Consider the following 26633-nt stretch of genomic DNA (forward strand, 5'->3'; position numbering starts at 1 on the left):
GTTTATCCCTTCTGTCCCCGGGTCGGAGAAGAGAGCGCGCGGTCGCTTTCGGCGGCGATGAAATCGAGGATCTGGACGACCTGTTCGCAATCGGCGAATTCCGCGCGGATGGCGGCGGCATTGTCACGCAGATTGCCTTCGGTTTCGAAGATCGCCTTGTAGGCACGGCGCACGATATGGATCGTGGCGCGATCGACGCCGGCGCGCGTCATGCCGACGACATTGAGGCCGCCCAGGAGACCCGGATTTCCATTCAGCATGCCGTATGGGATGACGTCATAGCTCACCGCCGAGAGACCACCGACGAAAGCGTGGCGGCCGACGCGGGTGAACTGGTGCACGGCGGAACCGCCGCCAAGAATGACGCGGTCCTCGATTGTCACATGGCCCGCGAGCATCACGTTGTTGGACATGATGACGTGGTCGCCGACGCGGCAATCATGCGCGATATGCGAGTTGGCGAGAAACAGATTGTTGCTGCCGACGATGGTCTTGCCGCCGAAATCGGCGGTCCCGGTGTTGATCGTGACACCTTCGCGCATCGTGCAGTTATCACCGACCGTCAGCGTCGTGTCTTCACCACCGTGATGAACGCTCTGCGGATCGCCGCCGATGACGGCCATCGGGAAGATCCGGCACCCCTTGCCGAGCGTGGTGATGCCGGTCACGATCGAATGCGGGAGCATTTCGGTGTTGTCACCGAGCACGACGCGCGGGCCGACGTGGCAGAATGGGCCGATCTTGACGTTCTCGCCGATCACGGCGCCGTCTTCGACGACAGCCATCGGGTGAATGGTGGCGCTGGCTGCGATCTTGCTCATGCCTGATCCTTGCGCACGATCATCGCACCGATATCGGCTTCGGCGACCAGCGCTCCATCGACCTTCGCATCACAGTGGAACTTCCAGATGTTGCCGCGCTGCTTCTGCTTGACGACATGATACTCCACCCGGTCGCCGGGAACCACCGGCTTGCGAAAACGGGCGTTGTCGATGGTCATGAAGTAGACCAGGTTGCCGCTCTCGCCCTGCTTCTTGGCGCAGATCGCGCCCGCCGTCTGCGCCATGCCCTCGACCAGCAAGACGCCGGGCATGATCGGCTGCTCCGGGAAGTGTCCGGTGAAATGCGGCTCGTTGGCCGTCACGTTCTTGATGCCGATGGCGCGATCATCACCGTCGATCTCGATGATCTTGTCGACCAGCAGGAACGGATAGCGATGCGGCAGCAACTTCATGATTTCGATGATGTCTGCCGAAGAAAGCGACTTTTTGACTTCTTCAGTCATTCTTTTCTCCCGTTTTCTTGGCGCCCGAAGATCGAGCCAGCACGCTTGCGACTTCCCGCAGGAAATCGTTGGCCGGCCGCGCTGGTATCCCTGCATAGCGTTCCCGCGCAGGGATGTCGGCGATGACGCCGCTCATGGCGGCTATCTGGGCACCGTCGTGAATGGTTATATGGCCGCGAATGCCGCTGTGACCACCGATCTGCACGCCGTCGCCGATCACGGCGCTCCCGGCGATGCCGACCTGCGAGACGACGGCGCAATGACGGCCGATGCGCACATTGTGACCAATCTGCACGAGGTTGTCGATCTTCGTTCCCTCGCCGATGACCGTATCGTCCATGGTGCCGCGGTCGATCGTCGTATTGGCGCCGATCTCGACGCTGTCCTGCAGGATCACGCGGCCGATCTGAACGATCTTGATCATGCCGCGCGGACCCGGCGCGTAGCCGAATCCGTCCTGGCCGATGCTGGCGCCATTGTGGATGATGACGTTATTGCCGACCAGCGCGCAGAGAACCTTGGCGCCGCCGGCGATGGTGCAGTTACGGCCGATCTTGACATCAGGTCCGATGATGGCGCCGGCCCCGATCCGGGTTCCCTCGCCGATCTCCGCCCTGGCGCCGATCACGGCGAACGGTTCGACTTCAACATTCGCCTCGAGTTTCGCCGTCGGATCGACCGCGGCGCGATCGGAGACCAATGCGTTCTCGGACATCATCTTCTGCGGACGCAGCGCTGTCGGGTAGAGCAGCCCGCCGGCCATGGCGAATGCGGCATGGGCGTTTTTCGAAACGAGAACAGGCACATGCGCCGGTATGATCGACTGCAACGCGGCGCTGCACAAGATGGCGGACGCCTCGCATGTCACGAGTTCGTCCTTGCTTCTCTTGGAAATGACATAACAGAGATCCCCCGCCTTCGCCCGGTTGACGGGCGAAACGGAGCGGATCACGATGTCGGCATGCTTGGGGTCGGCAAGTTCCGCCCCAAGAAATTGCGCGAGCTCAGAGAGCTTCATGCCGACATGGGGCGGAAAGAAATAGGTTTGCTCCATCGGCAAATCTCCAGAACGGAATTCGATTTTACGGTTCCGGACTGCCGATATCAGAATTGGTTGTTGATGCCAAACTTGAAGTTCTGAACCTTGTCGTAGTCTTCCTTGAGGACCGGGATCGCGTAATCGACGCGCAGGGCGCCGAACGGCGAGTTCCAGACGATGCCGACACCGACGGAGGCGCGCAACGACGCATCTTCGCCGTTCACGAACTCGGAACCGCTGACATTGACCTTGTTGCCGAAGAGCGTACCGGCATCCGCGAATACCGCACCACGCAGACCGAAGTCGCGCGGGAAAGCCGGAAGCGGGAACGTTGCTTCGGCCGAAACGGTGAAGTAGGTCGTGCCGCCGAGCGGATCATCCGGACCACCGCCAACGCGTGGGCCGATACCCTTGTTCTCGAAGCCGCGGATGTCGCCGTTCGTCAGCGTGAACTGGTCGAAGACGTTCAGATCCTTGCCGAATCCTACGACGTAGCCAGCCGAACCGGCGACCGAGCCGATGATGTCGGCGTCGTCGGCGAGCAGGCGGTAGTAGCGCGCCTTGCCGTACAGCTTATAGAATTGCGAGTCACCGCCAAGACCGGCGATTTCCTGCGTTACGCTGGCGTAGATACCTTCACGCGGCAGGATCATGTCGTCGAGCGTGTTGTAGGTCAGCGTCTGCGACACAGACGACTTCACCCACGGGCTGTTGTTGACGAGATCCTGATACGGCGTCGACAGATCAGACAGCGAGTTCGACGGATCGTACTTCATCTGCTTGTAGTTATAGCGGAACGTCGTCGCCAGATCCTCGGTGATCGGCGCCGTCGCACGCAGAACGACGTTGTTTTCTTCGTAATCGTAGTTGTCGTTGCTCGACGTCTGGCTGTGGTTGATGTCGAAGCCGACAGCGAGACGGTAGCCGAGGAAGTAAGGCTCGGTGAAGTTCAGGCCGTAGCTGCGCGAACCTTCTTCACCACCACCGGCCGAAACCTTGATGTACTGGCCACGACCGAGGAAGTTCTTTTCCTCGATCGAGGCTTCGAGCAGCAGGCCGTCGCCACCGGCAGCGTAACCCGCGCCGATACCGAACGAGCCGGTTGCCTGGTCCTGAACGTCGACGACAACGACGACGCGGTCCGGCGAGCTGCCGGGCTGGGTCGAGATGTTGACGGTCGAGAAGTAGCCCAGAGCCTCGAGACGACGCTTGGCCTTGGTGATCATCTGCTGATTGAAGGCGTCGCCTTCGCTCATGTCGAACTCGCGACGGATGACGTAGTCGCGCGTGCGGCTGTTGCCGCGGATTTCGATACGCTCGACGTAGGCCTTCTCGCCCTGGTCGACGAGGTACTCGACACCGATCGTGTTGTTGTTCAGGTCGCGGTTGCCGCGCGGCGTGACGCGGGCGAACGGATAGCCGGCCGAAGCCACCTGATCCGAAATCGCTTCCATCGACTGCTGAACTTCCTTGGCGTTGTAAACCTGGCCTTCGCGGGTGCGAACGAGACCCTGAAGCTGGGCGCCATCGATACCCTGAACCGTCGACTGAACGGACACGGCGCCGAAGTCGTAGCGCGGGCCTTCCTCGATGTTGAAGGTCAGCGTGTATTTGTTGGTCGCCTCGTCGAAGGCCGCGTCCGAAGACACGATGCGGAAGTCGGCGTAGCCACGATTGTAGTAGAACTGGCGAAGCGCTTCTTCGTCGGCCTTCAGCTTGTCCGCGTTGTAGACGTCCTTGCGGGTCAGGAACGACAGGAAGTTGCTGCGCTTGGTGGCGATGACCGATGCGAGACGGCCGGAGCTGTAGGCGTTGTTGCCGACGAAGTTGATCGAATCGATCTTCGTGCGGTCGCCTTCATTGACGACGAATGCGAGGTTGACGCGGCCCTGGCCGAGCGGCACGACCTGCGTCGTCACGTCGACTTCGCTGCGGCCGGTCGCCGCGTAGGCGTCCTTGATGGCCTGGATGTCGGCCTGGATCTGGGTCTCGTTATAGGCACCAGAAGACTGCGTCTTGACGACCGCCGCGAGCTTGTCGTCCTTGATCTTGCGGTTGCCGTTGAACACGACCTGGTTGATCAGCTGAGCTTCCTCAACGGTCACAACCAGCGTGCCGCCGGAAACCGAGATCTTGACGTCGGAGAAATAGCCGGTGTCGTAGAGCTGCTTTACGGAGTCGTCGATGTCGGTATTGGAGAAGCTCTTGCCGGGCTGGATCGTGAGGTTGGACCGCACCGCCTCGGCGCCGACGCGGTTGGCACCGCGAACGTCGACACGTTGAATGACTGCGGCCTCGGCAGCAGAAGCCGAGATGAACACTGTTGCACTCGCCCCCGACGCAACAATACCTGCAGACAGCGCAACCGCCGATACTGCGTTCAAAAATCTTGAACCAGCCTTCATTTCACCCATTACCTTTTTTCTCGTCCCCATCACCAGGCGTCCCCCGATTCCGGTCACGTGTGTCGTTTTACCCGCTTTTGATATACAAGCAAGGGAGCTAGTTAATTTCTGTTTACTTCATTTCAAACCGTGACGCTTTCGCCACTACAGCTTTGAAACATCGTAAATAAATTGTAATTTTCCCTCATCCCGCAATCAGCCGATCAGAGCACTAATATCGTTCCATGTGGCGAAAACCATCAGGCTCAGAACCATGGCCAGTCCGACGCGAAACGCAATCTCCTGGGCCGACGATCCCAACGGCTTTCCCCTCACAGCTTCAATCGCATAGAACATCAGATGGCCGCCATCAAGTACCGGAACCGGCATCAGGTTGAGTAATCCTATCGAAACCGACAAGACAGCCGCCAGCTGAAGCAAAGCTGCAACGCCCAGCGTCGCCATCTGACCCGAGGCCTGCGCCACGCGGATCGGGCCGCCGAGCTGGTCGGGCTTCATGTAACCGGAGACCAGATTGCCGATATATTTGAAGGTTCCGGTGACGATATGCCATGTCTGCAGCGTGCCTTCCTGCAGCGCTTCAACCGGCGTGTAGGTCTGCTGGCGGAAGTTTCCGACTTCCTGGTTGGTCACGATGCCGATCAGACCGATCTCGATTTTGTTACCGAACTGGTCGGTCATGTCGGTGCGCGCAGGCACCATCGGAACGTCGATCTTCTCGCCGTCGCGCTCGATCGTCACGACGATTCTCTGCATCGGGCGGATGCTAACGTAGCGGCGCACGTCGTCGAAGGTCTGCACCTTCGCGCCGTCGATCGCGATCAGCAGATCACCCGGCACGACGCCAGCCTCGGCGGCAACGCTGCCCGGCTTGACTTCCGCCACGACGGGATCGGCGACCGAGCGGCCGTAGATCGAAAACAGCACTGTGAAGATCGCGATCGCCAGGATGAAGTTGGCGATCGGGCCGGCGGCCACGGTTGCCGCGCGCTTCCAGAGCTTGGCGCCGGCAAAGGACTGCGCCCGCTCCGCGTCCGACATTTGCGCGAGTTGCCCCTCGTCCGGCTTGCTCGACGCGTCCTCGTCGCCGAAGAACCTGACATAGCCACCGAGCGGGATCAGCGAGAGCTTCCAGCGCGTTCCATGCTTGTCTGTGTAGCCGATGAGTTCAGGGCCAAAACCGACCGAAAACGCCAGGATACGGATGCCACTCCAGCGACCGACGAGGTAGTGCCCCATCTCGTGAATGAACACCAGAAGAGAAAGCACGAGCACGAAAGGAACGATATATCCCGTCAGAAACCCAAAAATTCCGGTCAAGCCTTCCATATGATCCTTCCGTCGGCCTGTATCGACCTTATGCGCCGAACAGGGCCGCGCCCAGCGACGCCATTTGTTCGCCCTTTATCAGCGAAAAAAGCCCGGCTAGCAAGAACGCCGCAAAGCAGGCGAAAATGAGCCCGTCAACCCTGTCCATGACCCCGCCGTGCCCTGGAATGAGACGGCTTGAATCCTTGACGCCGAAGCGGCGCTTGATGAAGGATTCAAAGAGATCGCCGGACTGGCTGAAGACGGAGAGCACCAGCGCGACGAAGCCGGCGAGCGGAACCGCATTGGGAAATTCCACATAGGCCACCAGCATACCGGCGGCGACCGCGCAAACAGCGCCCCCGATCGCGCCCGACCAGGTCTTTCCAGGCGAGATTTTTGGCGCCAGCTTCGGCCCACCGATGGCGCGACCGACAAAATACGCCAAAACGTCGGTCGCCCAGACGACGGCGAACACGAACAGCATCGCGTGCAGACCGGCAGGATCGGCGCCACGAATGTTCGCCAGCGCGATCCCGGTCAGCCCGGCGTAGACGGTCCCCACCGGGAACCAGCGCGATACGCCACGCATGACGACGAAGCCGACCGCGATGGCCAAAAACAACAACAGAAGGATCAGCGAGTAGCCGACGGTGCCCGAGACGACCGCGACGGCGATCGCCGCCTGCCCGATCCAGCCGACCGCGTTGGCGACCGGCTCGTTGGCGGCAAGCCTGGTTATCTTCGACCACTCACGATAGATCAGAAGTCCGATGACCGCCGACAGCACACTGAAGGCGAGACCGCCGTACCAGGTCGCGACCAGCACGATGAGCGCGAGAACGATGCCCGAAACGACACGAAGCTGCAGTTCGCGTTGCATCAGGTTCCCACCGCCGCCGCGGCTTCGGCGACAAGACCGCCAAAGCGGCGATTGCGGGAGGCGAAGGTCTCCAGCGCCGCGTGGAACGTCTCGCGGCTGAAATCCGGCCAGTAGTCCGGAATGAAGATGAATTCTGAATAGGCGGCCTGCCAGAGCAGGAAGTTCGACAGGCGCTCCTCGCCGCTGGTGCGAATGATGAGATCGGGATCGGGGATGCCTGATGTATCCAGCCGGGCGGTGATGAGCGCCGGCGTGATATCCTGCGAGCGCAGGCGACCTTGCTCGACGTCATGCGCGAGGCTCGCCATGGCGCGGGCGATCTCATCGCGCGAGCCGTAGTTGAAGGCGATGATCAGCGTCAGGGCCGTGTTGGCCTTGGTGGTCTCTTCGGCGTCGATCAGCAGATCGAGAATGTCGTTCTGCAGGCTGTGGCGATCGCCGATGATCTTCACGCGCACGTTCTGGCGGTGCAGTTCGGCGAGGTCGCGGCGAATGAACGCCTTGAGCAGGCCCAGAAGGTCGGATACCTCGGTTTCCGGACGGCGCCAGTTCTCCGACGAAAAGGCAAAGAGGGTCAGATACTTGACGCCAATGTCGCCCGCCGCGCGCACGGTCTCGCGCACGGCGTCGACGCCCTTGCGGTGCCCCATGGTGCGCGGCAACCCCCGCTGCTTTGCCCATCGACCGTTGCCATCCATGATGATGGCAACGTGTTCTGGCACAGTCACGAATGTTCTTTCCAACATTTCCCGTCCGGTTTCTACAGTCCAAGGCGCAGGCGCTTTGCGCCTTAGACCTGCATGATTTCCTTTTCCTTCTCGCCAAGCAAGCGGTCGATCTCAGAAATCGTGTCGTCTGTCATCTTCTGCACACGATCCGACTGCGAGCGGCTCAGGTCCTGGCCTATGACACCGTCCTTTTCGGCTTTCTTAAGGCCGTCCATGCCGTCGCGGCGAACATGGCGAATCGCAACCTTGCTCTTTTCGGCATAGTCGTGCGCTACCTTGACGAGCGACTTACGGCGCTCCTCGTTGAGTTCGGGCAGCGGAATACGCAGGTTCTGGCCGTCTACGATCGGGTTCAGGCCGAGATTGGCTTCGCGGATCGCGCGATCGACGGCACCGACCATCGACTTGTCCCAGACCGAAATGCCGAGCATGCGCGGCTCCGGCACGGTCACGTTGGCGACCTGGTTCAGCGGCACGCGCGAACCATAGGCTTCGACCGTCACCGGGTCGAGGATGTTCGCCGATGCGCGGCCGGTGCGCAGCGATGCGATATCGCTCTTGAACGCATTGATCGCGCCATCCATGCGGCGCTTGATTTCGTTGATGTCGATGCCTTCACTCATAGCAGTGCTCCCGTCTCGGTAGAAGCTGCGGCGCTCGTTGGGCGCCGCCACTCTGTCAGTTGTCGGTGACGATGGTCTTCAGACCACCGCCCCTGAGGATTTCAGCAAAACCGCCCTTCTCGTGGATCGAGAAGACGATGATCGGAATGGAGTTTTCGCGTGCCAGGGCGACCGCCGCAACGTCCATGACGGCAAGGCCCTTGTCGAGCACTTCCTTGTGGGTCAGCTGGTCGAAGCGCGTTGCGTCGGGTATCTTCTTCGGGTCGGCGGAGTAGATACCGTCGACCTGCGTGCCCTTGAAGATCGCCTCGGCGCCCATTTCGGCGGCGCGCAGCGCCGCGGCCGAGTCGGTCGTGAAGAATGGGTTGCCGGTGCCGCCGGCGAAGATCACCACGCGGCCGAGCGACAGATGATAGAGGGTGGCGCGCTGCGAGAAGCTCTCGCAGATCTCCGGCATGGCAATCGCCGACAGCACGACCGTATCGATGTTGAGCTTGCGCAGCGAGGTCGCCAGCGCCAGCGCGTTGATGACGGTCGCGAGCATACCCATGTGGTCGCCGGTAACCCGGTCACCGCCCTTGGAGGCGACGGCCACGCCGCGGAAGATGTTGCCGCCGCCGACGACGACGCCGACTTCAACACCCATCTGCCGCGCTTCGGCGATATCGGCCGCAATGCGGTCGGCCACCGCTACATCGATCTCCAAATCCCTGGCTGCCCATGAGGGCTTCGCCGGAAGCCTTGAGTAGAACACGTTTGTAGACAGGCTCTGACGACATCTTGGCTCCTCGTATATTACCGCTGAGTGCCGGATACACGAAGGGCATCGCGTTGTCACGCGATGCCCTTCTGTTTTCACATATATAGGACGATCAGCCCTTGGCGACAGCAGCCACTTCAGCGGCGAAATCGCTCTCTTCCTTCTCGACGCCTTCGCCGAGGAGAAGACGGGCCATGCCGACGACTTCGATCTTGGCGCCGGCTTCCTTGGCAGCGGCTTCGACAGCAGCGCCGACCGTCAGGTCGGGGTTGATGACGAATGCCTGCGAGAGAAGAGCGACTTCCTCGAAGAACTTGCGCATGCGGCCGTCGACCATCTTTTCGATGATGGCTTCCGGCTTGCCGGATCTGCGAGCCTGCTCGATGAAGACGTTGCGTTCGCGCTCGGCGACAGCAGGATCGACTTCCTCGGCGCGGATCGCCAGCGGGTTGGTCGCGGCGATGTGCATGGCGACCTGGCGGCCGATCGAGGTCAGGACGGCCTTGTCGCCTTCCGACTTCAGGGCAACCAGAACGCCGAGCTTGCCGATGCCGTCGCCGGCAGCGTTGTGGATGTAGGTCGCGACAACGCCGTGCTCGACTTCGAGCTTGGCGGCGCGGCGCAGCGTCATGTTTTCGCCGATCGTGGCGATCGCGTCCTTGATGGTGTCGGCGACCGGCTTGCCGGATGCCGGGTAGGTCGCAGCCGAGATGGCTTCAACCGAACCATCGGTCGTCAGAGCAACGCTGGCGATACCGCGAACCAGATCCTGGAAGGCGTCGTTACGGGCAACGAAGTCGGTTTCCGAGTTGAGCTCGACAACGACAGCCTTGTGGCCGGCGCCAGCGATGGCGATCAGGCCTTCAGCAGCAGCGCGACCAGCCTTCTTGTCGGCCTTCGAGATGCCCTTTGCGCGGAGCCAGTCGATCGATGCTTCGATGTCGCCGTTGTTTTCCAGCAGCGCCTTCTTGCAGTCCATCATGCCTGCGCCGGACTTCTCGCGCAGTTCCTTCACCAGTGCAGCCGTAATCTCGGTCATAAGCTTCCTCTTGTCGGTTCAAACGGTGGCCCGCTAGAGCGGTGCGGCACCGGATTGAGGCACGAAATGTACCTGTATGTATGACAGCGTGATGAATGACGCGTCATAACGAAACTCAAACGGCGAGAGACTGAATTCCCTCGCCTGAAATGGTCAAGGCCGCCCAACTTCATCAAAGTCGCGAGCGGCCTTTTCCCAATCTCTGGAAAGCATGGCGGACCTGTCGATCCGCCTGCTTCTTTTATCAGGCTTCGGCTTCGCCTTCGAGCGCCGGCTCAGCCGGAGCTTCGATCGATGCACCGAGGTCACGGCCCGACGAGCTCTGCTGGCGAGCGATACCGTCGATGGCAGCGCGCGAGATCAGGTCGCAGTAGAGGGCGATGGCGCGCGAAGCGTCGTCGTTGCCGGGGATCGGATAGTCGATCAGGTCCGGGTCGCAGTTCGAGTCGATGATGGCGACAACCGGGATGCCGAGGCGCTTGGCTTCGTCGATCGCGATCTTTTCCTTGTTGGTGTCGATGATGAACATCAGGTCCGGCGTGCCGCCCATGTCCTTGATACCACCGAGAGCCTTGTCGAGCTTTTCGCGCTCGCGCTCGAGGTTCAGGCGCTCTTTCTTGTTGTAGCCGGACTGTTCCGAAGACAGGATCTCGTCGAGCTTGCGCAGACGCTGGATCGAGTTCGAAATCGTCTTCCAGTTGGTCATCATGCCGCCGAGCCAACGCGAGTTGACGTAGTACTGAGCGGAACGCTTGGCCGAGTCAGCGATGAGCTCGGAAGCCTGGCGCTTGGTGCCGACGAACAGAACGCGGCCGCCACGGGCTACGGTGTCGGAAACAGCCTGCAGAGCGCGCGACAGAAGCGGAACCGTCTGTGCGAGGTCGATGATGTGGATGTTGTTGCGATCGCCGAAAATGTACGGCTTCATCTTCGGGTTCCAGCGGTGAGTCTGGTGGCCGAAGTGGACGCCTGCTTCAAGCAGCTGGCGCATAGAAAAATCGGGCAATGCCATGCCTTGTTATCCTTTTCCGGTTGAACCTCCGCAAGGCGAACAGCACCCTCTTCGAGGATGCCACCGGGCGGAACCGTCCGGATTTCTCCCGGACAAATCCCATGCCTTACGTGTGGAATGCGGGGGCCATACCCTCCCCGCCCTGGAAAATCAAGTCTCGTCGGTAAAATAACCGATGAGCGCCGTCATATAGGCACGCGCGGGACCATTCACGGCCCTCGCGCGGGTCAATCGGCTTCGCAGGGCCAGCTCGTCGGCGTCGCCATGCCAGACGGCAGCTTGGTGTTCGAATCGCCGCAGGCCAGCGCAACCTGCGCCGCATCGAGACCGGTGGCCTGGGACAGATCCAGTCCGCTGATCCTCGTCAGGAACATGAAGGCGCGATCGAAGGAGATCGGTCCCGTGAAGGTGGCGCCGGTGAGATCGGCCCGCGAGAGGTTGGTCAGCGCGAAGTTGACGCCCGTCACGTCCGCGCCCTTGAAGGTCACGCGGCCAAGTTCGGCCTTTTCGAAATTGACGCCCTTCAGCACGGCGCGATTGAAATTGGCGCGCTGCAACTCCGCTCCCGTGAAGTTGGCGCCCTCGGCGTTGACGCCCTCGAAGCCGGAGCGATAGGCCTCGACTTTGGAGAAATTGGCCTTGGTGAGGTCGGAGCCGGTGAACCAGGTCCGAACCAGGGTCGCCTTTTCCAGGTTGGCGGAGGCGAGATTGGAGTCGCTGAGATTGGTAAGCGTGAAATCGGTGTCGGCGAGATTTCCCTTCTGGAAATCGCCGCCCTCCAACATCAGGTTCTTCTTGTTGCAACCACCCCAGTCGATGCCGGCCGAGGCTGTCGAGCCGCAGTCGGCCGCGGAGATCGAACCTGCGAATGTCGCCACCATCAACGCGGCGGCCAAGGCCGTCACGGCCACGATCGATACCCTAAAGCCTGGCAAAATACGCACTCCGTTCGCCATCCACGCTCACTGTCGAGCGATCTCTAGCACAGAGCGCGCGGCTTTGCATACGCTATCACGCCGATGCGGCGAAATCGTTCAACGCGTGCAATTACTTACAGGCAAGGTTTTCGCATCGAGAAGCTCTAGCTTGGAGAGCTTTCCGGTCAGGACGAAATCGCCATAATCCATGGTCAGATCGCGGGTGATGCCGTTCTCGTAGAGTTTGAACGACATGCGATAGACCGGGAGAGCGTCGGTTTTGGTGTTCTCGTTGAAATAAGAGATCGTGACCGGCCAGAAGGTGGCCTTCGAGAAGGCGCCGGCATTGCTGGAATCGGCCTCGTCGTTGACAGGCGTCACTGGCTTGCCAACGACCGTCGTCGTCGCCAGCGCCTTGTCGCCATCATCGGAACCATCGAACACGCGCGCCTCGAACAGACGATTGCCGGCCTTGGCGTTCTTGATGACATCCATCATGTGTTCGGTGGGGAAACGGCTGGCTTCCAGCTGCAGGTTCTTGCTCGCCGGCTGCTTGAGATCGACCTTGGTAGCCTCGCCCTGATCCTCGGCCGCGCCGGTGACCTCCTTGTCGAGCTGGTTGTCGGTGAAGGACTTTGTGTCGAAGGTGAACTTCCCGTCCTTCAGATTCTCGAAGGTATTGGTCTGCTGGTCGCTGACGCGCACGGCATCGCCGGTGTCGATCTGCGTCACGAAGCGGAATTTCGTCGTATAGCCGGTGCAATAATCACCGTTGAATTCGTAGACCATGCGGCCGGACATACCCGATATGCCAGAGCGTTCCGACGCATCCTTGAGTTCCAGATCGTAGATGGCCCGGTGCGCGATCAGGCCCGTGGCCATCCCTGCGCCGACAGAAGGTGCCGCCGCGTGAGCGGTTGCCGAAACGCCTGCAAGGAAGAGCGCGGCAAGACTCGATCGGACCATTGATAATCTCCTGTTGGACTCACCAACGATGTTATAAGAACACATCCGGCTAAATCGAGGCTCGATCGTGTCACAAAATTGATTCAAGCCCAGATGCATAATTTTAGAACTAATCACAACAAAAGCGGAGAGGAAAATGTCCGATCAGATCGCCGCACGGCTCAAAGAGATGGGGATATCCCTGCCCCAGGCCGCCGCACCCGCCGCAAACTACGTTCCCTACGTCATCTCGGGCAACGTCCTGCACATTTCCGGCCAGTTGCCGCTCGAAGACGGCAAGCTCGCATTTACCGGCCATCTCGGCCGCAATGTCGACGTCCCCCAGGGTCAGCGCGCCGCTGAACTGTGCGCCATCAACATCCTGGCGCAGGCAAGTGCTGCACTCGGCGGCGATCTTGGCCGCATCAAGCGCGTGATCAAGCTGAACGGCTTCGTGGCATCGGTCCCAGAATTCGTCGAGCAGCACCTCGTGATCAACGGTGCGTCGAACCTCATCGCCAATGTTCTCGGCGATGCCGGCAAGCACGCGCGGGCCGCCGTCGGCATGGCGGCGCTGCCGATGAACGCCGCCGTCGAAATCGATGCCATCATGGAAATCGCATAATGACCTCCGCAGCATGGCTCAAGGAACGTCCGGTCGCGCACCGCGGCTATCACGACCAGAACAAGCTCGTCTGGGAAAACACGCTTTCGGCTTTCGCCCGCGCGGTCGAGGCAGGCTTCGCGATCGAGTGCGATCTGCACTACGCATCTGACGGCGTTCCCGTCGTCTTTCACGATGAGAATCTCGAGCGCCTGTGCAATCTGAAGGGCGACGTGCGCGAACGCACATCGCAGGAACTTGGATTGCTTTCCGTCGGCGGAACGGCCGACAAGATCCCGACGCTGAGGCAACTTCTCGAACTTGTGAAGGGAAGAGTGCCGCTCGTGATCGAGCTCAAGGGCCGCGAGACAGACGACGAAGGCTTCGTCGAAGCGGTGCTGGAGGAGCTCGAGGGCTATGAGGGCCAGGTGGCGCTGATGAGCTTCGATCATTGGCTCTTGAAGGAACTGAAGGCGCTGAACGCGCCCTACCCGATCGGGCTGACGGCCGGCGGAAACAAGCCCGAGGAGTTTGAAGCCCATGAAAAGGCTATGAAACTCGGTCTCGACTTCATTTCCTATTTTTACGCGGACCTGCCCAACCCGTTCATCAAGGCGGAGCGTGAAAAGGGGACCGTCGTCATTACCTGGACGGTTCGCGACGAGAAGGCGCGCAAGCACAGCTTCGAGCACGCCGACCAGATGACCTTCGAGGGCTTCGACCCGCGCGCGTCGGTTTGACGCTCGCTTTTTCAACAAGATCGTGCGCAGACTGACAATGCCCCCAAATCATTGAAACGGTCTCGCATTCGCTCCATGACTGATGAACTTTCAATCCGCATAGAGCGGTCTTTCACCGCGATTTCCCCGGAGAGCTGGTCCAAGCTCGCCGGGGCCTCCCGATCAGGCACATCGATCGCCTACAACCCTTTCGTCTCGCATGCCTTCCTGTCGTCGCTCGAGGAATCGGGATCGGCAACTGCGGAGACCGGCTGGCTCGGCCATCACATGCTGCTCGAGACGGAGGACGGGCGCCTCGTCGGCGCCCTGCCCGGCTATCTCAAGAACCACAGCCGGGGCGAATATGTCTTCGACCATGGCTGGGCCGACGCCTTCGAGCGCGCCGGCGGCCGCTATTATCCGAAGCTGCAATGCTCGATCCCGTTTACCCCGGCCACCGGTCCGCGCCTTCTGGTCGCCGAGGATTATCCGCGCCTCGCCGTGCAGGATGCGGTGGCGGAAAGCCTCAAAGAGGTCGTGCGCCGCCTCGGCGTCTCCTCCGCGCACATCACCTTCGTTCCCGACGACGAGATGGCGATCCTGGAGAGCGAGGACTATCTGCACCGCACCGACCAGCAGTTCCACTTCATCAACGAGGGTTATGCCAACCACGATGAATTCCTGGAGACGCTCGCCTCGCGCAAACGCAAGGCGCTGCGCAAGGAACGCCGCGCCGCGCTCGAAAACGGTATCAGCATCGACTGGCTGACCGGCAGCGACCTGACCGAGGATATCTGGGACCAGTTCTTCGCCTTCTACATGGATACCGGCAGCCGCAAATGGGGACGCCCCTATCTGACGCGGGAGTTCTATTCGCTGATCGGCGAGCGCATGCCCGAGGATATCCTGCTGGTCATGGCCAGGCACAATGGCCGCTACATCGCCGGCGCCATCAACTTCATCGGTTCGGAAGCCCTTTACGGCCGGCACTGGGGCTGCATCGAGGATCATCCCTTCCTGCATTTCGAGGTCTGCTATCACCAGGCGATCGACTTCGCGCTCGCAAAGGGGCTGAAACGGGTGGAAGCAGGAGCGCAGGGAGAGCACAAGCTGGCACGCGGTTACCTGCCGGTGACAACGCACTCGGCCCACTACGTCGCCCATGCCGGCCTGCGGAGGGCGATCGGCGATTATCTCGCCCGCGAGCGCGACGACGTCGAGCACATGAACGAGATTTTGAGCGAGCACAGCCCGTTCCGTCGCGGCGAGCGGCTTCAGGAGGATTGACGCCCTCGGCTTTGCCGGGCTACGCCAAGACGAGACCATCAGGAGAGACAAGATGACGAGCGCGGCCTACGACACCAACAACATCTTCGCCAAGATCCTGCGTGGCGAGATCCCCTCGGTCAAGATCTACGAGGACGAACACACGCTGGCCTTCATGGATGTGATGCCGCAGGCGCCTGGCCATGTGCTTGTCGTGCCCAAGGCCGCCTCGCGCAATCTCCTCGACGCCGATCCCGCCGTGCTCGCCAAGACCATTCCCGTCGTCCAGACGATCGCCAATGCGGTGAAGGAAGCCTTCGACGCCGACGGCGTGTTCGTCTGCCAGTTCAACGAACCGGCCGCCGGCCAGACCGTCTTCCACCTGCACTTCCACGTCATCCCGCGCCACGAAGGCATCGCGCTGAAGCCGCATTCCGGCCAGATGGAAGATGGCGCCGTGCTGGCTGCGAATGCGGAGAAGATCAAAGCGGCGCTTTGATCGATGATGAAGCGGTTCGCGCCTCAGCCGAACCGCTTTCCGCCTGACGCAAGGCGACGGCCGCAAGGCCATAGGCAATCGCGAAGACCACCAGTCCGCCAATGACGTCCACCAGATTGTGCCCGCCCTGAATGACGATGGCCGGCATCATCACTGCGTTCAGGACGAGAAAGATCGGGCCGACCCAACGGATGCGGATCATGAACGCCGCTGACATCGCGGCCATGACCGTGTGGAACGAGGGAAAGCCGATGACGCCGAGCACGTTCTTCGGCGAAATATAGGTCGCACCGCTCCGGCCAAGCTCCACCAGTTCGGCGCCGTAATCCGGTCCAACCGCCAAGGGCACCGCATCGAGCACGCTCTGAGGGAGGGTGTATATCGACGATGCGCCGAATGACGGGAAGAAGAACCACCAGAGGATGGACAGCAGAGCCCCGATGACACCGGTCAGAAGAAAATGCTGCAGAAGCCGCAGCCTGCCGGAAAATCCAAGAACGAAAATGACGACCAGTAGCTGCGGCAGCGACGTCGCATAGACCGCCTGAAGCGCCATCCCGATGCGTGGATACTGCGACGCCCATTCGACGAAACGCGGCCAGTCGAAGCCGAAGAACGCATCGAAACGCGCCAGCGCGAGATCGACGGGCTCACGTGCAATCGGAAACAGCAGATAGTTGAAGATCGATCCGACGATGGTGAAGAGGATGAAGAGACCGGCGGCCGTGGCCGTTGCGGCAATGGACTGGTTGCGCCTGACGTGGCGATAGAATTGTCCGAGTGCCATCGCGCCGAGGCCGCAGCCAACCATGCCGGCATAGCCGACGACATCGATCCCGACGTCCTTCGCCCACAGCAGGATGCCGTCAAGCACCGCAAGTGCCGCGATGACAGTGACGATGATGCGCTCGGCGGGCAGAAACACCATGGATCAGGCTCCTTGCTGTCACCCGATATAGCCGATCGCTTTTAACATTCGCCTAAGTCGATGCCGCGCCCCGCAGGCAACGGACATGAAAAAGGCGGCCTGGGAGCCGCCTTTTCTATTCGCCTTACTTCTTCGGCACCCTCGGTACCGCGCCGCTTTTCTTCGGCGCGCTCTTTACCTCCGGCTCGGCAACCGCCGCCTTCGACTTCTTGACCGTGGCCTTCTTGGCCTTGGCCTTCGTCTTCAGCTCGCCGTCATCCTCGTCGTCCGCCTCGGGGTGCACGACTTCGGCTTCCGGCTTCGGCTTGATCGGCGCGGTGTCCGATACGGCTTCCAGAATGATGCCCGGCTTGCCGTCTTCCTTCGGGCCAACGGTGACGTTGACGACGCCGCCCTTCTTCAGCTTGCCAAAGAGGATCTCGTTGGCCAGCGGCTTCTTGATGACGTCCTGGATGACGCGCGCCAGAGGACGGGCGCCCATCTTTTCGTCGTAGCCCTTCTCGGCCAGCCACGAAATCGCATCCTCGTGAAGGTCGAAAGTGACGTTGCGTTCGGACAGCTGGGCTTCGAGCTGCATGATGAACTTCTGCACGACCTTGTGGATGACCACGGTCGGCAGCGGCGCGAACGGGATGACCGCGTCCAGACGGTTGCGGAATTCCGGCGTGAAGATGCGGTTCAGCGCTTCCTCGTCCTCGCCCGTCCGCTTGGACGAACCGAAGCCGAAGGCGGCCTTCGCCATTTCCGACGCGCCCGCATTGGTCGTCATGATCAGGATGACGTTGCGGAAGTCGATCTTCTTGCCGTTATGGTCGGTCAGCGTGCCATGGTCCATCACCTGCAACAGGATGTTGTAGATGTCGGGATGGGCCTTCTCGATTTCGTCGAGCAGAACCACGCAATGCGGATGCTGGTCGACGCCATCGGTGAGCAAACCGCCCTGGTCGAAGCCGACATAGCCGGGAGGTGCACCGAGCAGACGCGAAACCGTGTGCCGCTCCATGTACTCGGACATGTCGAAGCGCAGAAGCTCGACACCCAACGACGAGGCCAGCTGCTTTGCCACTTCCGTCTTGCCGACACCCGTCGGGCCGGAGAACACGTAGGAGCCGATCGGCTTGTTCGGTTCACGCAGGCCGGCGCGCGCCAGCTTGATCGAGGTCGAGAGCGCTTCGATCGCGAGATCCTGGCCATAGACGACCGAACGCAGTTCCTGCTCCAGATTGGCGAGAACGGCTTCGTCGTCCTTCGACACGCTCTTCGGCGGGATGCGGGCCATCGTGGCGATGGTCGCCTCGATTTCCTTCTCGGTGATCAGCTTGCGGCGCTTGGACGGCGGCAGCAGCATCTGCGCCGCACCGGTTTCGTCGATCACGTCGATCGCCTTGTCCGGCAGCTTGCGGTCGGAGATGTAGCGCGCCGACAGCTCGACCGCCGTCTTGATGGCGTCGTTCGAGTAACGCAGGTGGTGATATTCCTCGAAGTAAGGCTTCAGCCCCTTCATGATCGCGATGGCGTCGTCGATGGACGGTTCGGCCACATCGATCTTCTGGAAGCGGCGCACCAGAGCGCGGTCCTTCTCGAAGAACTGGCGATATTCCTTGTAGGTGGTCGAGCCGATGCAGCGGATCGCGCCAGAAGACAGAGCCGGCTTCAGGAGGTTCGATGCATCCATAGCGCCGCCAGAGGTGGCGCCGGCGCCGATGACCGTGTGGATCTCGTCGATGAACAGAACGGCGCCCGGATACTCCTCAAGTTCCTTGACGACCTGCTTCAGGCGTTCCTCGAAATCACCGCGATAACGCGTGCCGGCGAGCAGCGTGCCCATGTCGAGCGAGAAGATCGTCGCGTCGGCCAGTGCTTCGGGAACCTTGCCTTCCATGATCCGCTTGGCGAGGCCCTCGGCGATCGCCGTCTTGCCGACGCCGGGATCACCGACATAGAGCGGATTGTTCTTCGAACGGCGGCACAGGATCTGGATGGTGCGGTTGACCTCGGCGTGACGACCGATCAGCGGATCGATCTTGCCGGTCTTGGCCTTCTCGTTGAGGTTGACGCAGTAAGCCTTCAGGGCGTCCTGCTGCTTCTTGGCGCCGCCTTCTTCCTCGGCGCCGCGCGCCGCATTCGGCTTGCTCTCGGCTTCGCCTTCCTCGGCGCCACGCGGCGTGCGGTTCTCCGAGGAGCCGGCGCGCTTGCCGATGCCGTGCGAGATGTAGTTGACCGCGTCGTAGCGGGTCATTTCCTGCTCCTGCAGGAAGTACGCGGCATGGCTTTCGCGCTCGGCGAAGATCGCGACGAGCACGTTCGCGCCGGTCACTTCCTCGCGACCGGACGACTGCACGTGGATCACGGCACGCTGAATGACACGCTGGAAGCCGGAGGTCGGCTTGCTATCTTCATCGTATCCGGTGATCAGGTTGGAGAGTTCATTGTCGACGTATTCGACGAGCGTCTTCTTCAGCGCGACGAGGTCGACGTTGCAGGCACCCATGACGGCTGCCGCATCGGCGTCGTCGATCAGGGCGAGCAGCAGATGCTCGAGCGTCGCATATTCGTGATGCCGCTCGTTGGCAAAGGTCAGTGCCTGATGGAGCGCCTTCTCAAGACTAGGCGAAAATGTTGGCACGTTCAGATCCTCACTTCTTTTCCATGACGCATTGCAGCGGATGCTGGTGCTGTCGGGCGAAGTCCATCACCTGGCTCACCTTGGTTTCCGCTACCTCGTATGTAAATGTTCCGCATTCGCCGACGCCGTGGTTGTGGACATGCAGCATGATGCGGGTGGCACTTTCACGATCCTTCTGAAAAAACCGCTCCAGGATGTGGATGACGAATTCCATGGGCGTGTAGTCGTCGTTCAGAATAAGCACGCGGTACAGGTTGGGCTTCTTGGTCTTCGGTTTGGTGCGCGTTATGACCGAGGTGCCGCGATTTCCGTTGTCCCCGTTCCTTTCGCTGTCATCTTGCATCCGGATCGGCTTTGCGATCATTTTCATTCGTTCCTCGATCAACCCGGCGGAGCATGGGAGAGGTGCTTTACCCGCCGAATGTCTGACTACTAACTTAGTTCATAATAGAGCGATTTTAAGCCCCTTGCTTCACACTGCAATCACAATTCGCCCGCGCCAAGCGCAAAGACACAAAAATAGCGCGCGGATTTGAGACTGCCCGACGGCAAAACGAAAAGACCGGCTGCAGATGCGTAGCCGGTCCTTGTTTTTCAAGTGGGTTTTTCAGGTGATATGACGCAAGCGCGCCTGGCTTACGCCGCGCTCTGCGTCGCCACCGGTGCCGGCTTCGTCGCCTTGGTGGCGGCCGCGACCGGCGCCTCGTATGGCTTGTAGGCGCTCTTGGCGATGTCGGCGTACATTTCCGTGAGCTTCGTCGCTTCGGAAACAAAGTTCTCGTAGGCGGACTTCGCATAGCCGGTCTGCAACTCGAAGACGGCTTCGAAGCTGCGGGCGCCTGACAAGGTCTCGAAATGCGTGACCGCGTCCTGGAACGATTTCTTGGAATATTTGGTGGCTTCCGTCGCGATCGCCTGCAGGCCCTTGGCGGTCTCGGAGTAGCTTTTCAGCACCGCGTCCATGGCTTCCTTGCTCTTGCGATCCGTATCCTCGAAATTCAGCATGACTTTCCTCCTTGGCGTGCGCGGGCCTCCTTGCCCTGCCTCGATGGCGAAGGTTAGCTGCACCGCACACGAAGTCAAGCGACTTTGTGCGATGCAAAACAATCACTGATTGCACCCATCGGCGCAAATTAACCCCGCTCTCAGAGCAACGTACATCTTTAATTGATTTCTCTAAAATATATCAGGCGGCCGCAACCACAGGCTTCAGACAAAAATCCGGTTGCGGGCCGCCGATAGCATTGCCCTGCCCTCAATCGAGCAGATCGGCCGGGACCTTTCCGCCATTCTCCGACAGCTTCTTCAAAAGCGCCTTGTGCAGGAACACGTTCATCGTCGCCGTGTCGTTCTGGTCGCCGGTGTATCCGAGTTCGGCCGCCAGTTCCTTGCGCTCGGCCAGGCTGGCGTCCATGCCGACCGCCTTCATGAGATCGACGATGGAACGGCGCCACTGAAGCTTCTGGCCACTCTTCTTGACGGCGGCGTCGAGCACCATGACGATATCGACCGATGTCGACGGGGCCGAGGTGGCCGGAGAGGTCGGCGCAGGGGTCGGGGACGGACTCGGGGCAGCGGATGGCGATATCGGCGCCTGCGCTGGCTCGATCTTCGGCGCGGCGGCCGGCGTTGCCTCGGCGGCTTTCGCCTCACCCCAGATTGCGTGCTTGATCTTGTCGAAAATACCCATGTCCGGTTTCCCCTTGATGGTGTTCGAGCACATGCTCAAAGCCAAGATGGGGCGGCAGGCAGGGTGGTCCAGAGCGGACCGGCAATTTCGGCCGGGCCGCGACGCCGCGCCCAGGCACAATCGTCGCGAGACGGACCTCGCGACCGGATCAGAGATCGACGTCGAGGATCGCCATCGAGAAGTTGTAGGAGCGGTCGCCGTCCTCGTCATCGATGTGGACGACGCCCAGAAATTCCTCGCCCATGTAGACTTCAGCGGAATCGTTCTTGCGCGGACGTGCCTTGACGATCATTTCCGGGTTGAACGTGCGTTTGAAATAGGCGTCGAGTTTCTTGATTTCTTCGGGCTTCACTCTGCATCTCCTGAGCGGTCTCAATGGCCGCTTTTTTTGCATGGGAAAGATGGGCCTGTAAAGGCGCGGAGACAGCCCTCGGGCCGCTTTCCCCGCCGTTCTTGTGCCCATGTTGTCGCTTTGGGCGACGCGAAAGCGCCTAGATGTCGGCGCCGATCACCTGGTCCAGGATCACCTGATCCATGAGCCTGGATGGTTCCGAACAGCCGGCCGTGCCGACCACCCTGGCGGGCACGCCCGCGACCGTCGTCTTCGGCGGTACCGGCTTCAGGACGACGGAGCCGGCGGCGATGCGCGAGCATTGACCGATCTCGATATTGCCGAGGATCTTGGCGCCCGCGCCGATCAGCACGCCGCTGGCGATCTTCGGATGGCGGTCAGCCCCCTCCTTGCCGGTCCCGCCGAGCGTGACGCCATGCAGGATCGAGACATTGTCGCCGATGACGGCGGTTTCGCCGACGACGAGGCCCGTCGCGTGATCGAGGAAGATGCCGCGGCCGATGCGCGCCGCCGGATTGATGTCGGTCTGGAAAACGCTCGATGAGCGGCTCTGCAGATAGAGCGCCAGATCACGGCGGCCGCGATTGAGCAGCCAGTGCGCCAGACGATGGGTCTGCAGCGCGTGGAAGCCCTTGAAGTAGAGCAGCGCTTCCATGAAGCGCAGGCATGCCGGATCGCGATCGTAGATGGCCTGAATATCGACGCGCAGGATGGCGCCCCATTCCGGCCAGTCGGCCAGCATCTGGTCGAAGGTCTGGCGCAGGAGGATCGCCTGCATGTCGGGATGGTCGAGACGCTCGCAGATGCGGTAGATCACGCATTCCTCGAGCGAGCGATGGTTGAGCACGGTCGAATAGAGAAACGCCGCCAGCACCGGATCGGCTTCGGCGGCAAGGCGCGCTTCCTCGCGCAGGCTATCCCAGATCGGGTCCATCGCCTTGAGCGAGCTCTGGGTCTCCAGAGCACGGATATCTGACTTCGCGACCATGAAGGTCTCCCTGTATTCCGACTTGCTGTTTCGCCCAGGCGTTACTCTATATAGGGCAAAAAACGGCTGATATAAATGGGGCGACGGAAACAGCTTTTTGCTATTTGCGTCCCTTGGTGAACGATCGGCCTTGCGCGCCCCTCCCGGATGCCAACCCGGATGTCACCGGTCGGCGAGATCCGCGTAGAAGTCCAGGACGGCCGCCTTGAAGACCTTGTCGCCGACGGCAAGCATATGGTCGCGGCCCGGTATGTCGAGCGCGCGGGCATCGGGCATGAGGGCCGCCAGTTCCTGGGGGAGCCGGCGATGTCGTCCTTGGTTCCGACCGCGACCAGCGTCGGCGCCTCGATCTTCGCCATATCGGCTCTTTCGACCAGATCGCGCGAGCCCCTGATGCAGGCGGCGAGCGCCTGGCGGTCGCTTTTCGTCTGCTCGGCGAAGGCGCGGAACATGCGGCCGCGCGCATGGGTGACACCATCGATCGACGGCGCCAGCAGCGCATCGGCGATCGGATCCCAATCGCCGACACCGTCGGTCATGCCGATGCCGAGGCCACCGAGCACCAGCGAACGGACGCGATCGGGCCACTTGAGCGTGGCGAAAACCGAAATGCGCGCGCCCATCGAGTAGCCGATCAGATTGGCTTGCCGGATGCCGAGATGATCGAGCAGCGCGATGGAATCGGCCGCCATGATCCACGGCCGATAGGCTTCGGAATCATGCGGCTTGTCGCCTGCGCCGTGGCCCCTGTTGTCCATGGCGATCACGCGGTATCCGGCCTCGCCCAGCGTTTTCAGCCAGCCCGGATAGACCCAGTTGACGCTGGCGGTCGAGGCGAAACCGTGGATGAGCAGCACCGGCGGTCCCTCGGGATTTCCCTCGTCGAAATAGGAAAGGTTGAGGCCGTCGTGCTCGAAGCTGGAAAAGGCAGGCGTATTCAAGTTCATCGGGGCAGTCCTGTTTTGCCGGGACCATATTTTATCGGGCCGCGAACGGGAACCCCCGCGCCGATCAAAAAGCACGGCCAGAAAGCGCCTTCCAAAAACGATCGGGCGCCTCTCTCCTTTGGCTCGACACATTTGCGGCGACGCACTATAAGGTGGCCACGTTTTCAAAGGCATTCGGAGATCCTCATGGCCGGTCACAATATCCCCCACTTCCAGAACGACGGCGGACACCGCGTCATCGAAGTCGGCGTGAAGGAATTCATGTGCACAGGCGCCTCCATTCCCTACGACCACCCGCATATCTTCATCGACATGGGCGACGAAAACGAGAAGGTCTGCTCCTACTGCTCGACGCTCTATCGCTTCAACGGCGCGTTGAAAGCCACCCAGACGAACCCCGCTGGCTGCGTCTTCCACTTCCAGGTCGCTTAAATCACCAAGACACAGATTGGATCGACCATGTCGGTCGAACATGCCGCCATCATCGGAGCGGGCGTCGCTGGGCTAACGGCGGCGCTGGCACTCGCCAGGCATGGCATTCGCTCCGAGATCTTCGAACAGGCGCCCGATCTGACCGAGGTGGGCGCAGGGCTGCAGATATCGCCCAACGCCTCGCGCATCCTCGACAAGCTCGGGGTTCTCGACCTGTTGGCGCCGATCTGGCTCGAGCCGAGCAGCATTCGTCTCATATCAGGTCCGTCAATGCGCGAACTGGCGACCGTGCCGATGGGCACCGCCGCGCGGGCGCGCTGGGAGGCACCCTACGGCGTGCTGCATCGCGCCAGCCTGCAAGCCGCGCTGCTTGAAGCCGTTCGAGCAAACCCGCTCTGCACGCTTCATCTTGGCGCACGCATCGAAGGCGGCGACGTTGCCGGGATCACCCGCGCGGGCGGCGTGATCATAGGGGCGGATGGCGTCTGGTCGAAGACGCGCGACCTCATCGCCGACAGCCCCTCCTCGCGTTTTTCCGGCAATATCGCCTATCGCTTCACGGTTTCGGCGGCAGATGCGCAAGGCATTCTCGACCGCGAGAGCGTCTCGGCCTTTCTCGGGCCATCGGCGCATCTGGTGGCCTATCCGCTGCGCGAAACCGACAGCTTCAACATGGTGGCGATCACGACCGGCCATGCCGGCGCGCGCGAATGGCTGGCGCAGCCGACGCAGACGCAACGGCAGCAATTGCTTTCGCGCTTCTCGCGCTGGAACCCGGCGCTGCTGCAGCTGTTGGAAAAATCCGGCGCGATGACCTTCTGGCCGCTTTACGAGGCGACGCGCGGCAAGTGGCAGAACGGCCGCGACACGGTGCTGATCGGGGATGCGGCGCATGCGATGATGCCGTTTGCCGCGCAGGGTGCCGCGATGGCGATCGAGGACGCCTATGAGCTGGCGTCGTTGCTGGACAAACGTCCTGCCGCCGAGGCGCTGCCGCTCTTCGAAGCGCATCGCGTGCCGCGCGTGAACCGGCTGCGCCAGCGCGGCGCGTTCAACCAGTTCGTCTATCACGCCCGCGGTCCGTTCCGGATCGGGCGTGATATCGTGCTGTCGCTGAAGTCGCCGCAAAGTCTCGCGGCGGAGCTCGACTGGATCTACGCTTACCGCGCCAAGGACTGATCAGACCGCCTTGGCGGCGGCAAAGCCGCGCTCGATGTCGAGCTTGATATCGGCGACGTCCTCCAGGCCGATCTGAAGGCGGATCACCGGCCCTTCGGTCGGCGCCTTGGTGACGCGGCGATCGTTCAGGTTGACGTGGACCGCCAGGCTTTCGAAACCACCCCAGGACCAGCCGAGGCCAAAGATCCTCAGCGCATCGAGGAAGGCATGCGCCTTCGGCTTGAAGGCGGCCGGGCCGTCGGCCTTCAGCACGAAGGAGAAGATGCCGCTGGCGCCCTTGAAGTCGCGCTTCCAGAGCTCGTGGCCCGGGAAACTCGGCAGCGCCGGATGCAGCACCGCGGCCACTTCCTCGCGGCCTTCCAGCCATTTGGCGATGGTGAGCGCGCTCTCGTAGTGTCGCTCGAGGCGCACGCCCATGGTGCGCAGGCCGCGCAGTATCTGGTAGGCATCGTCAGGCGCGCCGCAGATGCCGAGCGTGATATTGGCCTCGTGCAGCTGCTCCCAGTACCTGGCATTGGCCGAAACCGTGCCCATCAGAATATCGGAATGGCCGGACGGATATTTCGTCGCTGCGTGGATCGAGATATCGACACCATAATCGAGCGGGCGGAAGTAGACCGGCGTCGCCCAGGTATTGTCCATCGTCACTATCGCGCCATGCTTATGGGCGATCGCGGCGATCGCGGGAATATCCTGCATCTCGAAGGTGTTGGAACCCGGCGCCTCGGTGTGCACCAGCCTGGTGTTCGGCTTGATCAGCGTCTCGATGCCGGCGCCGATCGCCGGATCGTAATATTCGACGGCAACGCCCAGGCGCTTCAGCATCGTGTCGCAGAAATGGCGGGTCGGGCCATAGACCGAATCGACGACCAGCGCATGATCGCCCGACGACAGGAAAGCCAGGAAGGGAACGGTGACGGCCGCCAGACCCGAGGGAACGAGGATCGTTCCGGCCGACCCCTCGAGCGCGTCGATCGCCTCGCAGAGAGCGTCGGTGGTCGGTGTGCCGCGTGTGCCGTAGGTATATTTCTGCGCCCGCTGTTCCATCGCCCTGGCAGTCGGGAACAGCACGGTCGAGGCGTGCACGACGGGCGGATTGACGAAGCCATGATAGTCGAAAGGATCATTGCCGAGATGCGAAAGGCGCGTGTTGATGCCGGCGTTTTGAAGCAGGCCGTCTTTGTCTGTCATGTCTAATTAAGCCTTTGGAAAGAACGCTCTTTACCGAACTCTTGTACCTCTCCCGAGGCGCGGTCAACCCCGTTGACGTAGCGTGAAGCAAACCGGGAGAACCGGGCGGTACGGTAATTATCCAGATATATCAGTAAGTTTACGCGATTTTTTTCGCCAAACGCTGCCTTTTGGATAATCATTTGCTCATTTTGTGAGCCACCCCCAGCAAATTGCCGAAATATCACGCAATCTTGTGGCGCGAGACTTGACCGTGGTGCCATTTCCG

26 protein-coding genes and 2 pseudogenes are annotated in these 26633 nt (G+C 61.3%); 6 read left to right on the plus strand and 22 right to left on the minus strand.

Annotated features, from left to right (window positions below; all coding sequences use genetic code 11):
• Positions 1 to 2: 2 nt before the first annotated feature.
• The 13 genes and pseudogenes from lpxA to P3R82_RS16990 form a co-directional block, all read right to left on the minus strand.
• Entirely contained in the window at positions 3 to 821 is an 819-nt protein-coding gene (lpxA, locus tag P3R82_RS16930) for an acyl-ACP--UDP-N-acetylglucosamine O-acyltransferase (protein WP_283194670.1), read from the minus strand.
• Positions 818 to 1285, minus strand: a complete 468-nt coding sequence (gene fabZ / locus P3R82_RS16935; protein WP_183899871.1) for a 3-hydroxyacyl-ACP dehydratase FabZ — start codon at positions 1283 to 1285, stop codon at positions 818 to 820. Before fabZ ends, lpxA begins: the two co-directional genes overlap by 4 nt.
• Positions 1278 to 2339 carry a UDP-3-O-(3-hydroxymyristoyl)glucosamine N-acyltransferase gene (gene lpxD, locus P3R82_RS16940; protein WP_183899870.1) on the minus strand — a complete coding sequence of 354 codons (1062 nt, stop codon included), beginning with the start codon at positions 2337 to 2339 and terminating at the stop codon, positions 1278 to 1280. The genes fabZ and lpxD overlap by 8 nt, the downstream gene beginning before the upstream one ends.
• Before the next feature lie 50 nt (positions 2340 to 2389).
• Complete coding sequence (gene bamA / locus P3R82_RS16945; protein ID WP_283196366.1) at positions 2390 to 4729, minus strand: outer membrane protein assembly factor BamA; 2340 nt, start codon at positions 4727 to 4729, stop codon at positions 2390 to 2392.
• Between the two features lie 195 nt (positions 4730 to 4924).
• Positions 4925 to 6058, minus strand: a complete 1134-nt coding sequence (rseP, locus tag P3R82_RS16950) for an RIP metalloprotease RseP (protein ID WP_283194671.1) — start codon at positions 6056 to 6058, stop codon at positions 4925 to 4927.
• A 28-nt stretch (positions 6059 to 6086) separates the two neighbouring features.
• Entirely contained in the window at positions 6087 to 6920 is an 834-nt protein-coding gene (locus P3R82_RS16955; protein WP_183899868.1) for a phosphatidate cytidylyltransferase, read from the minus strand.
• Positions 6920 to 7666: an isoprenyl transferase gene (locus P3R82_RS16960; RefSeq protein ID WP_283194672.1), complete on the minus strand. Its 747-nt coding sequence runs from the start codon at positions 7664 to 7666 to the stop codon at positions 6920 to 6922. Before P3R82_RS16960 ends, P3R82_RS16955 begins: the two co-directional genes overlap by 1 nt.
• Before the next feature lie 44 nt (positions 7667 to 7710).
• Positions 7711 to 8271 carry a ribosome recycling factor gene (gene frr / locus P3R82_RS16965; RefSeq protein WP_283194673.1) on the minus strand — a complete coding sequence of 187 codons (561 nt, stop codon included), beginning with the start codon at positions 8269 to 8271 and terminating at the stop codon, positions 7711 to 7713.
• Positions 8272 to 8326: 55 nt separating this feature from the next.
• Positions 8327 to 9050 (minus strand): annotated as a pseudogene (gene pyrH / locus P3R82_RS16970) (UMP kinase).
• Between the two features lie 93 nt (positions 9051 to 9143).
• The gene (gene tsf, locus P3R82_RS16975; protein WP_283194674.1) at positions 9144 to 10070 is read right to left on the minus strand and encodes a translation elongation factor Ts; all 927 of its coding nucleotides are present in this window, start codon (positions 10068 to 10070) and stop codon (positions 9144 to 9146) included.
• A 244-nt stretch (positions 10071 to 10314) separates the two neighbouring features.
• Positions 10315 to 11082: a 30S ribosomal protein S2 gene (rpsB, locus tag P3R82_RS16980; RefSeq protein ID WP_112433827.1), complete on the minus strand. Its 768-nt coding sequence runs from the start codon at positions 11080 to 11082 to the stop codon at positions 10315 to 10317.
• A gap of 227 nt (positions 11083 to 11309) precedes the next feature.
• Positions 11310 to 11963 carry a pentapeptide repeat-containing protein gene (locus P3R82_RS16985; protein ID WP_246400151.1) on the minus strand — a complete coding sequence of 218 codons (654 nt, stop codon included), beginning with the start codon at positions 11961 to 11963 and terminating at the stop codon, positions 11310 to 11312.
• Positions 11964 to 12116: 153 nt separating this feature from the next.
• A complete protein-coding gene (locus P3R82_RS16990; RefSeq protein ID WP_283194675.1) occupies positions 12117 to 12965 on the minus strand; it encodes a cell envelope integrity EipB family protein in 849 nt (282 codons plus the stop codon).
• 136 nt (positions 12966 to 13101) lie between these two features.
• On the opposite strand from P3R82_RS16990, the gene P3R82_RS16995 reads away from it, so the two are divergent.
• The 4 genes from P3R82_RS16995 to P3R82_RS17010 all read left to right on the plus strand — a co-directional run bounded on the left by P3R82_RS16995 (position 13102) and on the right by P3R82_RS17010 (position 16032).
• Positions 13102 to 13569: a RidA family protein gene (locus tag P3R82_RS16995; RefSeq protein WP_183899863.1), complete on the plus strand. Its 468-nt coding sequence runs from the start codon at positions 13102 to 13104 to the stop codon at positions 13567 to 13569.
• Complete coding sequence (locus tag P3R82_RS17000; RefSeq protein WP_283194676.1) at positions 13569 to 14288, plus strand: glycerophosphodiester phosphodiesterase; 720 nt, start codon at positions 13569 to 13571, stop codon at positions 14286 to 14288. Before P3R82_RS16995 ends, P3R82_RS17000 begins: the two co-directional genes overlap by 1 nt.
• Positions 14289 to 14363: 75 nt before the next feature.
• Positions 14364 to 15554, plus strand: a complete 1191-nt coding sequence (locus P3R82_RS17005; protein WP_283194677.1) for a GNAT family N-acetyltransferase — start codon at positions 14364 to 14366, stop codon at positions 15552 to 15554.
• 52 nt (positions 15555 to 15606) lie between these two features.
• Positions 15607 to 16032, plus strand: coding sequence for an HIT family protein (locus P3R82_RS17010; RefSeq protein ID WP_283194678.1), 426 nt, complete (start codon positions 15607 to 15609; stop codon positions 16030 to 16032).
• Here the strand turns inward: P3R82_RS17010 and P3R82_RS17015 are convergent.
• From P3R82_RS17015 to P3R82_RS17050, 8 genes and pseudogenes are all read right to left on the minus strand, one after another.
• On the minus strand, positions 16016 to 16960 hold the full coding sequence (locus P3R82_RS17015) for a phosphatase PAP2 family protein (protein ID WP_283194679.1): 945 nt from the start codon (positions 16958 to 16960) through the stop codon (positions 16016 to 16018). The two genes, P3R82_RS17010 and P3R82_RS17015, sit on opposite strands and share 17 nt — an antisense overlap.
• A 124-nt stretch (positions 16961 to 17084) precedes the next feature.
• Positions 17085 to 19586 (minus strand): ATP-dependent Clp protease ATP-binding subunit ClpA, encoded by a 2502-nt coding sequence (gene clpA, locus P3R82_RS17020; protein ID WP_283194680.1) that lies wholly within the window; start codon positions 19584 to 19586, stop codon positions 17085 to 17087.
• 10 nt (positions 19587 to 19596) lie between these two features.
• Positions 19597 to 19950, minus strand: coding sequence for an ATP-dependent Clp protease adapter ClpS (clpS, locus tag P3R82_RS17025; RefSeq protein WP_183899898.1), 354 nt, complete (start codon positions 19948 to 19950; stop codon positions 19597 to 19599).
• Positions 19951 to 20222: 272 nt separating this feature from the next.
• Complete coding sequence (locus tag P3R82_RS17030) at positions 20223 to 20591, minus strand: phasin family protein (protein WP_283194681.1); 369 nt, start codon at positions 20589 to 20591, stop codon at positions 20223 to 20225.
• A 250-nt stretch (positions 20592 to 20841) separates the two neighbouring features.
• A complete protein-coding gene (locus tag P3R82_RS17035; RefSeq protein ID WP_283194682.1) occupies positions 20842 to 21276 on the minus strand; it encodes a DUF3597 domain-containing protein in 435 nt (144 codons plus the stop codon).
• A 148-nt stretch (positions 21277 to 21424) separates the two neighbouring features.
• Positions 21425 to 21628: a DUF3126 family protein gene (locus P3R82_RS17040; RefSeq protein WP_283194683.1), complete on the minus strand. Its 204-nt coding sequence runs from the start codon at positions 21626 to 21628 to the stop codon at positions 21425 to 21427.
• 139 nt (positions 21629 to 21767) lie between these two features.
• Entirely contained in the window at positions 21768 to 22616 is an 849-nt protein-coding gene (cysE, locus tag P3R82_RS17045; protein WP_283194684.1) for a serine O-acetyltransferase, read from the minus strand.
• Positions 22617 to 22778: 162 nt separating this feature from the next.
• Positions 22779 to 23563 (minus strand): annotated as a pseudogene (locus tag P3R82_RS17050) (alpha/beta hydrolase).
• A gap of 186 nt (positions 23564 to 23749) precedes the next feature.
• Between P3R82_RS17050 and P3R82_RS17055 the strand changes: the two are divergent.
• Complete coding sequence (locus P3R82_RS17055; protein WP_183899853.1) at positions 23750 to 23995, plus strand: zinc-finger domain-containing protein; 246 nt, start codon at positions 23750 to 23752, stop codon at positions 23993 to 23995.
• Between the two features lie 27 nt (positions 23996 to 24022).
• Entirely contained in the window at positions 24023 to 25174 is a 1152-nt protein-coding gene (locus P3R82_RS17060; protein ID WP_283194685.1) for an FAD-dependent monooxygenase, read from the plus strand.
• Here the strand turns inward: P3R82_RS17060 and P3R82_RS17065 are convergent, their stop codons facing one another.
• On the minus strand, positions 25175 to 26365 hold the full coding sequence (locus P3R82_RS17065) for a cystathionine beta-lyase (RefSeq protein ID WP_283194686.1): 1191 nt from the start codon (positions 26363 to 26365) through the stop codon (positions 25175 to 25177).
• Positions 26366 to 26633: the final 268 nt, after the last annotated feature.

The organism is Rhizobium sp. AN80A, from assembly GCF_030053015.1.
GTDB lineage: Bacteria > Pseudomonadota > Alphaproteobacteria > Rhizobiales > Rhizobiaceae > Rhizobium > Rhizobium metallidurans.